Origin of the sequence: Paenibacillus contaminans (assembly GCF_003285015.1) — a bacterium.
Classification (GTDB): Bacteria; Bacillota; Bacilli; order Paenibacillales; family NBRC-103111; genus Paenibacillus_V; species Paenibacillus_V contaminans.
Map to the genome: position 1 here is coordinate 19,015 of NZ_QMFB01000038.1, position 14,274 is coordinate 33,288.

9 protein-coding genes are annotated in these 14,274 nt (G+C 54.9%); 7 read left to right on the top strand and 2 right to left on the bottom strand.

What is annotated here, in order from left to right; genetic code table 11:
* The first annotated feature begins 195 nt into the window (after positions 1 to 195).
* Positions 196 to 4,026 carry a family 10 glycosylhydrolase gene (locus tag DQG23_RS36420; RefSeq protein ID WP_158560883.1) on the top strand — a complete coding sequence of 1,277 codons (3,831 nt, stop codon included), beginning with the start codon at positions 196 to 198 and terminating at the stop codon, positions 4,024 to 4,026.
* A gap of 24 nt (positions 4,027 to 4,050) precedes the next feature.
* Positions 4,051 to 5,820 carry an S-layer homology domain-containing protein gene (locus tag DQG23_RS42410; protein WP_158560884.1) on the top strand — a complete coding sequence of 590 codons (1,770 nt, stop codon included), beginning with the start codon at positions 4,051 to 4,053 and terminating at the stop codon, positions 5,818 to 5,820.
* Between the two features lie 476 nt (positions 5,821 to 6,296).
* Here the strand turns inward: DQG23_RS42410 and DQG23_RS36435 are convergent, their stop codons facing one another.
* Positions 6,297 to 7,361, bottom strand: a complete 1,065-nt coding sequence (locus tag DQG23_RS36435) for a Gfo/Idh/MocA family protein (protein ID WP_158560885.1) — start codon at positions 7,359 to 7,361, stop codon at positions 6,297 to 6,299.
* 304 nt (positions 7,362 to 7,665) lie between these two features.
* On the opposite strand from DQG23_RS36435, the gene DQG23_RS36440 reads away from it, so the two are divergent.
* The 4 genes from DQG23_RS36440 (at position 7,666) to DQG23_RS36455 (ending at position 12,498) form a co-directional block, all read left to right on the top strand.
* Complete coding sequence (locus tag DQG23_RS36440) at positions 7,666 to 7,959, top strand: small, acid-soluble spore protein, alpha/beta type (protein ID WP_113035971.1); 294 nt, start codon at positions 7,666 to 7,668, stop codon at positions 7,957 to 7,959.
* 174 nt (positions 7,960 to 8,133) lie between these two features.
* Entirely contained in the window at positions 8,134 to 9,198 is a 1,065-nt protein-coding gene (locus DQG23_RS36445) for an acyltransferase (protein ID WP_113035972.1), read from the top strand.
* An 806-nt stretch (positions 9,199 to 10,004) separates the two neighbouring features.
* Positions 10,005 to 10,553 carry a spore protease YyaC gene (gene yyaC, locus DQG23_RS36450; protein ID WP_158560886.1) on the top strand — a complete coding sequence of 183 codons (549 nt, stop codon included), beginning with the start codon at positions 10,005 to 10,007 and terminating at the stop codon, positions 10,551 to 10,553.
* Between the two features lie 55 nt (positions 10,554 to 10,608).
* Positions 10,609 to 12,498 carry an ABC transporter ATP-binding protein gene (locus DQG23_RS36455; protein ID WP_238178211.1) on the top strand — a complete coding sequence of 630 codons (1,890 nt, stop codon included), beginning with the start codon at positions 10,609 to 10,611 and terminating at the stop codon, positions 12,496 to 12,498.
* On the opposite strand, the gene DQG23_RS36460 is transcribed toward DQG23_RS36455, so the two are convergent.
* Positions 12,495 to 13,280, bottom strand: coding sequence for a hypothetical protein (locus tag DQG23_RS36460; protein WP_146762455.1), 786 nt, complete (start codon positions 13,278 to 13,280; stop codon positions 12,495 to 12,497). The two genes, DQG23_RS36455 and DQG23_RS36460, sit on opposite strands and share 4 nt — an antisense overlap.
* 148 nt (positions 13,281 to 13,428) lie before the next feature.
* Here DQG23_RS36460 and DQG23_RS36465 point away from each other — a divergent pair, with 148 nt between their 5' ends.
* On the top strand, positions 13,429 to 13,767 hold the full coding sequence (locus DQG23_RS36465) for a hypothetical protein (protein WP_238178212.1): 339 nt from the start codon (positions 13,429 to 13,431) through the stop codon (positions 13,765 to 13,767).
* The last annotated feature ends 507 nt before the right edge of the window (positions 13,768 to 14,274 follow it).

Below are 14,274 nucleotides of genomic sequence, written 5' to 3' on the forward strand. Positions count from 1 at the left end.
CAAGGACGCCCCGGACGTTTATCCTTGTACGAAAATCGGTTTCGGTTTTGTTTCGTTTATGGCGCGCTGCGGCGGTTGTTTCGGTAAAAAGTCATATTGCGCCACGAAATGGTCATGACGTTCACCTATAAGCTGAAAGCGTTCCCAACTATAATGACGTGGATAGCGATTACTATATACTGGGAAGGTGGAGTTATGGGAAAAAGAACGTACAAGCTCAACGTATTGCTTATCGTCTGTTTGTTGTTCTCTCTGGTGCCGGCTCTCGGCGCGGCAGCCGCAGCGGAAACGGGCTCGGGAGACGCCTCCGTTTCGCAAGACGTGTATGCGGTTTCATCGGACGGGAATAAGAAGCTGAAGATGAACTACGTTAATTTTAATGTGAATAGTCCGACGCAAGTGGGCAATTATTTGGCGATTTATACAAGCGGTACGACGGTACATAATGACTCCGCGAATGTTGCGCTGAGGCCTGGCAGCATTTTTGTAAAAAGCGGGAATGCCGCGCTCCAAGTGGACTCGCAAGGCAAGGTGCTGAGGCTTGCCGGCCCGATAGGAGAGATCGACCCTGCGACAAAGAAGCCGAAAGCCTGGGAAGCGAATCAGTATGTCGAGATTCCGCAAGGCGGCTATGTCATTCTTGCAAGCGATGACGATTTCCCCGGGAAGCTATTCCGCAGAGGGTTGTACGAAACCTTCAAGGAGGGGGACACCATCTCTCTGCAAAAAGGCGGGCAAACCGTAACGGCATCCGATCTGTTAAGCCCAAGCCTGCAGCTTAAGACGGTATCCGGAACGAACGTAACGTCCGCTATCTATAACATTGAAGGCATCGTTCATCACTTTACCGCAGGCGCGGGCCTGACGGTCAAGGTCGGCGACGCCGATGCAGCGATTCAGGCGAACGGTTCGTTCAGCCAAACGGTTGCGCTGACGGTCGGTTTGAATACGATCGCGGTTAAGCTGTACAAAGGGGCCGCGCTGCTGCAGGAGCAGACGGTTTCGCTCGCTTATCAGCCTGCGTCGAAGGACCTGATCCAAATCGAGGCGCCTCCTGCCGATATTACGATCGTAACGCAAGGACCGATGAAAACGATCGACTACATCGATAAGGATATAACGGGGATCAGCAACATTTTTGCATTGTTTACGCCTGAATATGGAGCGAGCATCTCGGTCGGTGCGGTAAACGTAGCCATCCAGGTAAACGCTCAGGGTATCGTATCGAAAATGGTCAACCAAGCGGGCAGCAGCGGCGTTCCTTCCTGGACGCCGACGGCGACGGAGCTTGAAATTCCGCAAGGCGGCTACGTGGTTATCGCGCAGGACAGCAGCTATGCGAACAACGACATTAAGAGGTTCCTGGCTACCAAATTCAAACCGGGCGATACCGCTAAGCTGCGCAAAAACGGCGATGTGGTGGACGTATCGGCCGTCATGTCGGGACAGGGCATGATTCCGCGTCTGCAGCTCGACAACTTCGCCATGTTCACGACGGCGAACGCTTCGACGACGATTTCCGGCCTTGTGACGAACCCGACGAACGCAATCGTGACCGTCGGCGGACAACAGGTTGTGCTGCAGCCGGACGGCAAGTTCAGCTTCGATGCGCCTCTTGAGGCGGGAGCGAACTACTTGGACATCGTGCTCAAACGCGATAATGTGCAGCATGACAAAAAGACGCTAATCGTATACAGCAACCGTAAACTGACAAGCGAAAAGCAAGTCATTTTATGGGTCGACCAAGCATCGAACGCGCGTAAGTTTCAATCGAGCCAAAGCGTGCTGGACTTCCTGCTGAAAGCGAAGGATGCCGGTGTGACGGACGTCGCTTTTGACGTGAAGGGTGTAGAGGGCTTCGTTTCGTACAAAAACAGCGACCTGACGAACCGTCCGTACGTGAGCGAGATGACGGCGCCGGAACGGAGAGGCTCGAATCCGAACCTCGATCTGCTGGAGGAATTCCTCAAGCACAGCCACGCACTAGGAATGAAGGTGCACGCGGCGTTTAACGTATTTGCCGAAGGCTCGATTGCGGTGAAGGATTTTGCGCTGATCGACGAGCATCTGGATTGGGAGGAGCGGGTGTTCCGTCCGGAGGACAACGGGCAAATTTTACGCCTGAGAGAGAGCGACTACGGCAAAAAAGGTTTGGCCGGCGCGGGCGGCGCACAGGTGTTGTTCGTCAACCCGGCTAACGATGACGTTCGCGAGTTCCAACTGAAAACGTTCGAGGAAGTATTGAAAAACTACGACGTCGACGGGATCATTCTTGACCGCGGCCGCTACGACAACGAAACCGCCGATTTCAGCGATGTGACCAAGGCGAAGTTCGAGGCGTTCCTGCAGAAGCGCGGGAAACAGCTGAACAACTGGCCGGACGACGTGTTCCGCTATGTGAGCGGCAAGCGTACCGACGGACCGCTCATCCAAGACTGGTGGGAATTCCGTTCGGGCGTCATCGAGAGCTTCGTCAAGGAAACGGATGACTTGGTAAACACTTACGAAGCGGTCAAAAGCAGAAAGATTCAAACGTCCGCCTACGTCGGATCGTGGTTCGAATCGTACTACTTGAACGGCGTGCACTGGGGCAGCAAGGATTTCCGCTACGATCCGAGACTCGGCTTCCCGAATACGTCCGTTTACACGGATGAATATTACAAAACCGGTTACATCGGCTATCTGGACTTCTTGATGGTCGGTACTTATTACGGTACGGCGCAGGAAATTCAACGCTACCTGACGATCGATACGATTGTGACGAACGGAGAAGTGCCGCTGTATGCGGGCATGGATTTGACGAAGCTGCAGTCGCCGTCGCATCAGAAGGATATTTTTCAGAACGCGATGAGCGGTTCGGACGGACTGATGCTGTTCGACGCCTCGCTGGCCAACTGGCCGATTATCAAGGCCTCGGTGAACAACGAAGATTACGTGAAGGATTATCAAATCGGGATCAGCAAACCCGGAGACGCGGAAGACTTTCTTGAGGCGAGCTACTATAACGTCAGCCGCAACACGGGAGATATGAACGTCTACAATGAAGAATTCGGCACATCGACCGGCACGAACAAATACGGCGTCGAGGTCGTGACGGACGCGGCGGGTAAAGTGACGAAGGTCGTCAACAAAACCCAAGCCTCTACATGGAACTGGACGGTTCCCGAAGATAACAACAGCGCGATTCCGGCAGGCGGCATGATCGTTTCCGCACTTGACGACAGCGGGATCAGAACGAAGCGTCAGCTGCTTGCGAACACTTACAGCGTCGGGGATGACATTCGGGCTGCTGCTCTTTCCGGACATCTGAATTACGATGGAAAAACCGTGACCGAGCCGTTCCTCGATTTGGCGGGGAATGTGAAGGTTTTTGGAAAAGGCGACGCACTAGTCAACATTAACGGCACGGATATTGCAGTCAACGAGAGCGGTAATTTTGCTGGTAAAGTGAAGCTGTATGCTGGTGCCAACTCGATCGAGATCAAGGTGTACGTAGACGGCAAGAAAACGAACGCCAAAACGATTACGGTTACGGCTGCAGGCAGCGTTCCCGCTGCAGAGGCGGCAGTTGCCCGAGCGGAAGCAAGCGGATCTATACAAGATATCGAGCTTGCTCAAGCTTATGTGGATTTACTGGCGGACGGCAGCGATAAAACGCGGTTGTCGGAGCGTATTCAAGTGTTGTTGGGCCAAACCGTGAAGGTAGATGCGGTGTCTTTCACAAACGGAGAAGGGGTTCCGGTCACTTCCTTAGTGCCGAACGGCTTCCTGCGCGTGCAGGCGGGCGTTGCGAATACTAGCGAACAGCCGCAATCCGTAGAACTGATTGCCGTACTGAAAAACAGCGCGGGAGGAATTGAACGTATCGCAGCCGTGCAGCAGCAGCTTGCGGCGGGTCAGAACGCTACGTTCCGCGCCGGCTTCGATCTTCCGGTTAGTACGGCAGGCATGACAGTGGAAGTATTTGTTTGGGATAGCTTGAGCGGCATGAAGCCGTTGTCCAACAAGGTTCGGTTTCCGAACTGATTATAGGCCGGGGGAGTGCTTGCCATGTATAAATCCAAAACCGTAAGAGCACTGATGGTAATCGTCCTTCTGGTCGTCCAATGCAGCATTGCCTTCGCCGTATCGGCGGAGGCGGCTGTCAGAGCGTCGATAAACGCCGATACGCGTCAGGTGACGATAGAAGGTCAAGCGGTAGCGGGCGTCACGCAGCTTACGGCGAAAGTGACCGGGCCGCAGTCGGAGATTGTCAATATCGAGCAAATCGCAATTGGAAACGACAAGAGCTACCGCATTGAATTTGTACTGAGTGAATATGCGGCGGAAGGCAGCTACAAAGTATATATCGGCGGGAACGGCATAAACGCGGCGGAAAGCGCATCGTTTACGTATGTCAAACCGTCGACGCCGAGTCCAGGCACGCCGGAGCCAAGTCCAGGCACGCCGACGCCGAGTCCAGGCACGCCGGAGCCAAGTCCAGGCACGCCGACGCCAAGCCCGGGCACGCCGACGCCAAGTCCAGGCACGCCGACGCCAAGTCCGGCTACACCGAAGCCGAGTCCGAGCACGCCGACACCAAGTCCGTCAGCTGGCGTAATCGTACAAGGGACGATTAGCGAGACGAAGGACGATACAGGCAAAGCCGCAACGAAGGTAACCGTCGGGGCGGAGCAGCTTAAGCAGGCAGCCGAAGCGTTGAAAAAGCAGGGGAACGGCGCAGCGGAATTTATCGTCGAGGTGCCAGCCGACCGTTCGGTCGCCCTGGTGAGCGTATCCGCACAAGCGTTGGCCGATGCGGAGAATGCGGTGCCGGGCGCACTCATCACCGTTAAAGCCGGCTCCGCAAGTTATCACCTGCCGGCGGATCTGATTGACGTCGCAGCGCTGGCGAAACAGCTGGGCGCCGAAGCTGGCGACGTTCAAGTAACGATAACGCTGGAGAAAAAATCCGGGGCGGAAGCCGATGCGATTGCTGCGGTCGTTAAAGCTGCCGGCGGAGAGATCGTCGGCGACGTGTACGAATTCCGCGTTACGGCGCATGCGGGCTCAAATAAGCTGGAGCTGACGGATTTCGGCAATCGTTATGTTACCCGTTCGTTGACATTGCCGAAAACGGTCCCGGGCCAAGCGACGGCAGTCGTCATCGATCCGGAAACGGGCGAGCTGAGCTTTGTTCCCGCGCGTTTCGTACAGAAGGACGGAACGACTACCGTGATCATGAAGCGGACCGGAAACAGCACTTACGCCGTTGTCAGCCTGAACAAAACATTCGCCGACGCGAAAGGCCACTGGGCGCAAGCCGATATCGAGCTTCTGGCTTCCAAGCTGCTCGTGAAAGGCGTGGCGGATAACGCGTTCGCGCCGGAGCAAGCGGTGACGCGGGCTGAATTCGCATCGCTGCTCGTGCGCGCGCTCGGATTGACGGAGCAGCGCGGGGAGCAGGCATTCGGCGACGTGCGTGCCTCCGACTGGTATGCCGGCGCTGTTGCAGCCGCATCGGCCGCCGGGCTGATTGAAGGCTACGAGGACGGCAGTTTCCGTCCGAATGCCGTTATCAGCCGCGAAGAGCTGGCGGTGCTGGCGATGCGCGCATTCGATTTCGCCGGGGCGAAAGCTTCAGCTGAACAATCGCTTCAGCAGTTCGCCGACGCGAATGCGATCGGGACATGGGCGCTGGACGGCGTTCGCCGTGCAGTGAGCGAGGGAATCCTGAACGGGATGACCGACTCCGATTTCGCGCCGCAGGAGCAAACGAGCCGCGCTCAAGCAGCGGTTATGCTGAAACGGCTTGTCCTGAAGCTCGGTTTTATGGACTAGATCAAGTATAATACTAGGGATTGATGAAGACTTGGTTACGAAAGCAAACACGGATATCGTAATGGTCATGCACGTACCGTACTATTAGTGGAGAAAACCTTATTGTTCATGAGGCTGTCCTCACTATTCCACCGGTAAAATGCTCCTTCTGGCCCGTTAGTGAGGCAAACGCGACTATCAATTTCGTTTACCTCACCAATAGTTGCGTTTTCCTCATTAACTCACCAGAGCGCGGGTTTTCGGTTAGAAAAAGTGAGGTTCTCCCAACTAACAATAACTTTTGTCTCATTATGTCCCCAGAACATGGTTTTCGGCGAGATGGGGGTTGCAGCAGCATACAAACTGGATTGTCGTAGAAAAAAGAAGCTTTCAAATCCGCGGTTAGAGCGGAGTGGAAGCTTCTTTTTAACTTATGAGTGTACATGTTTCACATGAGATAACAAAGCCATTCAATAGCTTGTCGTTCAAATCGACGGCTATAATTCGTCGATCATCGGATCGTTGAGCTTAACTCTTCGTCCCTGCCGCGCTGAAACATGGCAGGCCAGCACCATTCGCAGCGATGTTCGGCCTTCCTCCGCTGAAGCCAGCGCCCCGCGATCACCCCGCAAAAATTGGGCTAACGGCTCGGCCAGCCCGCGTATGCGGAAGCCGTGATTCGGCGGACTCGCGATATCGCTTGCCGTCCAAGCGAGGGTGCCGGCATCGTACCGCTTAAGTCCCGGGCTTCCATCCGGACGGGGGACGTTGCAGCTGGTCGCGTCGCCGTAGTTTTGCACGATCGTCCCCCGCTCGCAAACGATCTCCGTCGTATTTTCCGCTGCGCTGCATGTGAAGGAGCAGTTTACTTCGGCGATCGGACCGCCCGGGTAACGGAATATGGCGATCCCGTTATCCATCGGTATGCGGGGGTTGTACAGCGATTCGATTTCGGCGGTTACGCTTTCCGGTACGCCAAGCCAGTAGTGCAGCAGGTCGATCGGATGGGAGGCGTCGTCGGCCCATATATCCCGGTTGTATTCCGGCTTGACATGCCATGAATCGGCGAAAGTCGGCTGCAGTCCCATGGCCAGCCCGTGCCTGCGGCGAACCGAGAATACTTGGCCAAGCTCGCCGTCTTCCATCCATTGCTTCATCTGAATATTTTGCGGATCCACTCTCATCTGCCAAGCCATTGTGAACGGTATGCGATGTTTATTTACCGCATCGACAATCCGATCCGCTTCCCGCATTGTCAGCGCCATCGGCTTTTGCAGAATAACCGCTTTGCCTGCGGTGGCCGCCAGCTCCACCAATTCCGCATGCATCGACGTCTCCGACGAGATGACGACCGCATGGATATCATCCCGGGCCAGCAATTCCCGCGTATCCGAGTAGGGTTGCAGGTCGAACGCTTTTTCCGCTTTCTGCAGTCTGTCCGGATCGTGATCCCAGCCTGCGACGACGCGTATGCCGTGCTCAGGGTTGTTCCATTCCTCACAGTAAGAATTGACATGCCCGTGCGCAAATCCAAGTATGCCCACACCTGTCGGTCGGTTCATTTTCATTCTCCTCTCGGGGAAATGTAAGCTTGCATTGCTGCAGTTTCCATAAATCCATCATACCTGCCGGTCTAAACGAAATCATGGCGGATTCGGCCTAAAGATAGCTTGATCGGGACGTTTTTCAAGCGTTTTGGCGTCTGAAAGGCTGCGGGGATGGTCTAAGGTAAGCTATCCGCACAAAATGATGGTTTTTCCCGACTGCCTGTCCGCTTCCGGCCTTCTGTCCATTCGGCGTGAAACCTGCTGTCCATGCATATCCGCCGGCGTGTAGGGCAACCTTTCCATAAAGGGGGTGAAAGCGATGGCAAGAAGACGCGGAGGCAGGCGGCTGCTCGTTCCGGAGGCGGAGCAAGGCATGCGCCGTTTTATGGCGGACGTGATGCAGAAGCAGGGCTATGCGGTCGATCCGAATCAGCCCGATCAGGTGAAATACGAGGTGGCCCGCTCGATGGGCATACCGCTTAATGCTGAAGATAACGGCCAGCTGACGACGGAGTCGGCGGGCAAGATCGGCGGGAAAATCGGCGGCACGATGGTAAGGGAAATGATCAAGCTGGCGCAGCAGCAGCTCTCGCAGGGCAAGCCCGGGCGGTAAACGGAACGATCGCCGCTTTCATTAACGCAATTTGACTCGCACTGGGCTCGGCGCAAAAGATCGACACGTTTGTTGAGCTCGGACGGCAATCAAGTTCGGGCTTTTTTTGAACGGCAAAAACGGTTACAATAGAAGTTGCTTTGTCAATCGCTACATATTGGGGAGTAGGTACAGATGGGGAAAGGTAGAATTGCAGAGCTCGATTTCGTACGGGCCGTCGCAATTTTGGCGGTGCTTCTCATACACGGGACTGCGGATGCGACTGTCGAAATCCCATTTGGCAGCCGTTCGCAAATCGTATTTTTGCTCATCAACAAGCTGAGCAATTTTGCGGTACCGGTGTTTTTGATGATCAGCGCGCTCGTCATGTTTTACCGTTATGAAGCCGGCTGGAACGGGCGGGAAGCCTTTAATTTTTATCGGAAACGGCTGCAGTACGTGATTGTACCGTATTTGATTTGGATGTTCTTTTATTATGTGTTTTATCAGTGGCTCGGCAACAATCGGGACCTGTCGGCGATCAGCATCGACTGGCTTGATTTCGCCAAAAAGCTGCAATGGGCGGACGTCGGCTATCATTTATATTTTATCGTCATTATCGCGCAGTTTTATCTTGTGTTTCCGATTATCATGTCTTTGGTCAAAGCCTTTGCATGGTTCCGCCGTTATTTATGGCTGGTCGGCATCGTCATTCAGGGCGGCGTTTACTCCTACCATCACTGGGTGAACCCCTTTGAGCATAGCGGGACGCTCGTTACGACCTATGCGGCGGTCATTTGCATCGGCGGATGGATCGGGCTGCATTACGACAAGTTCCGCAGCGCGAGCCGGCATCTTTGGTGGGTGTTCGGACTGGCCATGCTGTTCGGTTACAGCTTGTTCAATATTTTCGTTCTTATACGCACGAATATTTCGTTCGGGGCGGTCGCTTACGAGGTCGTGTTCCACGGCTATGCGATCTTCATGGGCATTAGCTTGCTCTGGATCGGCCGCAAAGTGATGGAAGGTTATACAAGATTGGCCAAATGGATCGTTTCGTTCAGCGCGGCGTCGTTCGGCATTTATTTGATTCATCCGGCGCTGCTGTCCTATTGGAAGGTAAGGCTCGTTTACCCGGGCGATTCTATCGCTTACCAGGTGTCGGCGATCGCGTCGACGATTATGCTGCTGATCGTTCCCTGGATTATTATCGCGCTGATCAAAAAAATAAAAGGCTCCTGGATATTGCTCGGACGCTAACTTCCATTCAGCCGCTTGTGATCGTGCACATGCCGCTTGCACCGGCATTAAGGAATGTACTTGCCGGAGGATAACCGCCTGAGCGGTTTGCTTCGGTGCAAAATGGATAGCGGCCCTCGCGTTATCGCATGTTTGTCCTCTGCTGTCATCTGCCCTAGCCGATGCGGCAGAGGTTTTTTTAAAAGTGTGAAGCAAATGTCGGACAGCATACTATAAGTATTGGGCCCATAAGCCGTTTGCAGCTTAGTACGCTATCAAGGTTACGAAAGCAACCACGAACTCGTAATGCTTATGCACGAACCGTGCGATTAGTGGAGAAAACCTTATTGTTCATGAGGCTGTCCTCACTATTTCGCAGGTGAAACGATCGTTTTCGCCAAACAGTGAGGCAAACGCAACTATCAATTTCGTTTGCCTCACGAATAGTTGCATTTGCCTCATTAGGGCACTGGAACAAGGGTTTTCGGGGGGCGATAGTGAGGTTAGCCTCACTACTAGTTGCGTTTGCCTCATTCCCTCACCAAAACACGGATTTTCGATTTGAAATAGTGAAGTTTGCCTCACGAATAGTAATCTTTTCCTCATGATGAGGATCGCTAGTGCTTATATTTCAACGGTAAACGCGCTTGTCCCAGCTTATGCTTACGAAGTTGCTTTCTTCGAAAGCTTCAGGACGGCGAAGCCGTTTATTACGAAAATGCGTGAGGACGGGGCACGTTTTCATCATAGTCTTCGGCCGAGAGGCCATGAACGTTTGTTGTTGCTCCATCTTGCCCTAAAATATGATGCCGGGAGGAAAATCGGCGATGGAACGGAACAGCTGTCTGGGCGGCAAAAAAATTGTGCGGGAGCACGGGTTGATCCCGTTCTTCAAGCTGATGGCGGAGGACGGCGTGAATACGTCGGGGCTGTGGTTTGTATGCATCGGCACGGACCGGTCGTCGGGCGATTCGCTCGGTCCGCTTACCGGAACGCTGCTTATGGAAGCGGGATATGCGAATGTGATCGGTACGCTGGCAGAGCCATGCGATTCCGACAGATTGCCGCGGCTGCTTCAGCGCATTCCGGCGGGAGCCGTCGTGCTGGGAATAGACGCCTGTGTCGGCAGGCCGGAAGCCGTCGGTTATTTCCGTTTGGCGCGCGAGCCGATCGAGCCGGGGCGTTCGATGGGAAGGCCGCTGCCGCCGGTAGGGGATTGGTCGATCGCAGCGATCGTATGCGAGAATAAGGGGAACCCTGCATTTGTTCTGCAGCGTACCCCGCTTAACCGGGTGCTGACCATGGCAAGGGATATCGTAAAGGCCGTGCAGAACGTGTTTCCGCTGGCCGTTGCGGAGGAGTCGATGAAGCGGTAAGTACGACACCTACACATACAGAGTTTGACTGGGATGAGAGAGGGAGGTAGACGGCATGCGTGGAGAGGGCATGATGAGCGGGGGCGGTTACGGAGGCGGAGGAATGGGCGGAAGGAAAGGGCTGTCGCCGGGAGACCGGCCGAAGGCAAAGCTGAAGGATGTAAGCCTGACGCGGATTTTCGGGCTGTTCCGGTCGTATTGGCAGCTGCTGCTGGCCATACTGGCGCTTGCTTTGCTAGGGGCGGTCATCGGGCTTGTGCCGCCTCTCGTCATGCGCGACATCGTCGATAACGCCATCCCGCAAGGAGACCGCGAGCGGCTGCTGCTGGCAATCGGGCTTATGGTCGGGCTGCCGCTGATAAGCGGATTGCTGGGCGTATGGCAAAACCATATGAACAACAAGGTCGGACAAGGCGTCATGCGGGATTTGCGGCGCGGCTTGTTTCGCAATTTGCAGAAGCAATCGATGTCGTTTTTTACCCATTCCCGTTCCGGAGAGGTCATTCAGCGGCTGACCGGGGATGTGCAGGCGGTACAGGGAGTCGTAACGGGCACGATCGTGAACGCGATTACGCAGATGGTGATTATGGCGACTACGCTGATCATTTTGTTCCGGCTCGATTGGCGTCTCGCGCTCATCTCCATCGTGATTTTGCCGCTGTTCGTCATTCCGGTCCGCTCGGTATCGCGCGCCCGCAAAAAATTGCAGGCTGAGACGCAGAAGGTGCGGGCCGAAATGGCGGCCGAGCTTGGAGAAACGTTCGGCGTATCCGGGGCGATGCTGACGCGAATATTCGGCAAAGAGAGTGCGCAGGAAGCCCGGTTCGCGGAGCTGAACGAAAAAGTGATGGCGCTCGAGCTTCGTCTGAATCTCGTCGGCCGCTGGTTCGGCCTCGTGGTCGGCGTTCTGGCGCCTACCGGGGCGGCGATCATTTATTTGTACGGCGGCATAGGCGTTATGGACGGCAGCATGTCGATCGGCGACATTATCGCTTTCACGGCGTATGTGGGCAGACTTTACGGGCCGACCTCGACGCTGCTGAATTTGCACGTGGAGGTATCGACGGCGCTTGGCGTGTTTCAACGAATCTATGAATATATGGATATGAAATCGGATATCGTCGATGCGCCAGATGCGAAGCCGCTTCCGCCTTTAACCGGCCATATCGCATACCGCGGCGTATCCTTCGAATACAAGCCGGGACAGACCGCTCTTGAGAACATTTCGTTCTCGGTGAGACCCGGTCAGCTCATGGCGTTAGTCGGTCCGAGCGGCGCGGGCAAATCGACGCTGATCGGCATGATGGCCAGATTGCATGATCCGACGGACGGGGCTGTCGAGATGGACGGCCACGATCTGCGGCAAGTAACGCTGCAGTCGCTTCGCGAGCAGGTGGCGTTCGTTACGCAGGAATCGTTTCTGTTCCATGAGACGATTCGCGAGAATATGAGATTCGCCAAAGAGGATGCGACCGACGGGGAAATCGAGGATGCGTGCCGCAAGGCTTACATCCATGACCTTATTGCCGGCTTGCCGGAAGGCTACGATACGATGGTCGGAGAACGCGGCCATCGATTGTCGGGAGGAGAGCGTCAGCGTCTCGCGATCGCACGGGCGATTCTGCGCAATCCTCGCGTGCTCGTGCTCGACGAAGCGACCTCCCATCTCGATTCCGAATCGGAGGCATACGTGCAAACGGCGTTAGAGGAGCTGATGCAGGGGAGAACGACGATCGTCATCGCGCACCGGCTGTCGACAGTGCTTGCGGCCGACAGCATCATAACGCTGGAAAACGGCCGTATCGCCGAGCAGGGAACGCATGCCGAGCTCCTGGCCAAAGAAGGATTATATGCCAAGCTGTATCATACGCAATTCGCCAAAGTGGAGGAGCAGGGAGCGGCTTATGAAGCCGACCGGCTGCAAGCGAACGGGCAGGGCGATTAGTCCACCGGCAGCATCATGGAGGCGCTGCCCCCCGTAAATTCCAAACGATAAGGGGAGTAGCGGCCGTTCCGGTATGAGTAGGTCAGCGTAGCTTCTCCGATAAAATCGGCGGGGGAAAGCTGTGCAGGAAGCTCAGCGACGAGCTCGTTATTCCGGATTTCATAGCGGACGATGCTTCCGAATCCGAGCTCGTCGAACCAATTGGCCGGTTCCGAAGTAAAGGCTTGCCGATCGAGCCGGACCGAGCTGCTGCCCGCGCCGATAGCGATGTCGATACCGTCGTCCGTCACGGCGGTTTTCATATGCTTGCGGATCGTTTCCAGCGGATTGTCGACGGCCGTTTCCGTCAACGCTTCCGGGTCGAGCACATGCACCCGGCTTTCGCGTACGCCTGTGCCGTGCCCGGTAGTCAGTACGACCAGCAGTTCATCTTTGCCGTCCTTGTTCATATCCAAAGCGTACATCTCAGGCAAGTAGCTCGGACTTGTCACATTCGACCAGTCGAAGGGCTTTTGCACGCCGTTTACTTCGAGCACCAGCTTCTTGTACATGCCGTTTTGCTCTTCTTCCGCGGTGATCGCCGCTCCCGTTTTCGCCTCCTTGGCGATGGGGGCGGCTTTTTGTTGTTGCGTTTTTCCTTCGCCCGGCTGCTGCTGCGTCTGCCCGCTCGGTTCGGAAGGCGCTTGCGGCGCAGGATCATCCGCTCCCCGATAAAGGTAGAAAGCCGCAAGCAGCAAGCCGGCCGATGCCAATATGGCGAGCCTTCGCGTTCGGTTATTCACGTCTGAAATCCACCTTTCGGCTTTCTATAAAAAGTCGTTACAAAAAAAATATTTCCCGTTTACAAATTTCGAGCCTCTTTTTAACGTTTCGCTCATATACTTTATATTACCTGTTGAACAGAGTATTGGGAACGAGGAGATGAACGGGATGACCATGATCAATCATATAAACATGGCGGATGAAAACGGACGCGTATACTGCTGTTTGCGCAACAAGGTCGTTTCGCTGGATGCGAAGCATAGGAAGACGTTTTGCAGCGGCTGCAAAATGTATCGGGGAGACGCGGGAGGTCAAGGCGTGGAATGCGCTTGGGACGACGCGCGCGGCGTAAGCGAGCCTTATACGGTGAGCGACCCGCAAGGCGAATGGCTAAACAATCAAATCCGGAAAGTGAAACCCCAGCTTGGCATGCTCCCCTCCTCGCACGATGCCTGGAACTCCTTTATGATGACCACCGTCGAAGAAACGATGCCGGAATCCGGCTGACTCCTTTAGGGCTTTGGCCGTCTTGGACAAGCTGTCGTTGTCGCGCTGAAAGCGCAAATGGAAGCACGCACCCCTTTCCGCGGTTTAACTTGATGCTGACTGCAACACATAGGCGAATGCATGGATTATTCATGAAATCAACCGTTTGGCGTATTCAAGCCGATTTCATATGCATGTCTGGAGTCACGGTCGCGGGGAGGGAGCGCATGTTGTCACAGCGTTCCGTTTTTCCAGCAGCCTTTTTGTTGTTTAACGAGATTGTAAAAAAGCCACCTGTTGATTGGGAAGAAGAACGGAGGGGCATGTGACATCGAATCTTGCAGGCCTCCGGTACGCGCATGCATCCGAAGCAGCTTTCCTCCGGAAAGCTTATCGCCTTGTTTTGTCGAATTATGTCGAATGCGAAGCGGGATAACGAAAAAGTATTTATTTTTTGTATAAATTAGGGACGAATCCGCCTGTTCCTGCACATGATGTAGAAGGCGCCGTGCCGGGAATCATACAAGC

What these genes read in the sequence shown, in the direction of transcription:
- DQG23_RS36420 (WP_158560883.1), top strand. Translation starts at nt 196, where the DNA reads ATGGGAAAAAGAACGTACAAGCTCAACGTATTGCTTATCGTCTGTTTG.
- DQG23_RS42410 (WP_158560884.1), top strand. Translation starts at nt 4,051, where the DNA reads ATGTATAAATCCAAAACCGTAAGAGCACTGATGGTAATCGTCCTTCTG.
- DQG23_RS36435 (WP_158560885.1), bottom strand. Translation starts at nt 7,361, where the DNA reads ATGAACCGACCGACAGGTGTGGGCATACTTGGATTTGCGCACGGGCAT.
- DQG23_RS36440 (WP_113035971.1), top strand. Translation starts at nt 7,666, where the DNA reads ATGGCAAGAAGACGCGGAGGCAGGCGGCTGCTCGTTCCGGAGGCGGAG.
- DQG23_RS36445 (WP_113035972.1), top strand. Translation starts at nt 8,134, where the DNA reads ATGGGGAAAGGTAGAATTGCAGAGCTCGATTTCGTACGGGCCGTCGCA.
- yyaC (WP_158560886.1), top strand. Translation starts at nt 10,005, where the DNA reads ATGGAACGGAACAGCTGTCTGGGCGGCAAAAAAATTGTGCGGGAGCAC.
- DQG23_RS36455 (WP_238178211.1), top strand. Translation starts at nt 10,609, where the DNA reads ATGCGTGGAGAGGGCATGATGAGCGGGGGCGGTTACGGAGGCGGAGGA.
- DQG23_RS36465 (WP_238178212.1), top strand. Translation starts at nt 13,429, where the DNA reads ATGACCATGATCAATCATATAAACATGGCGGATGAAAACGGACGCGTA.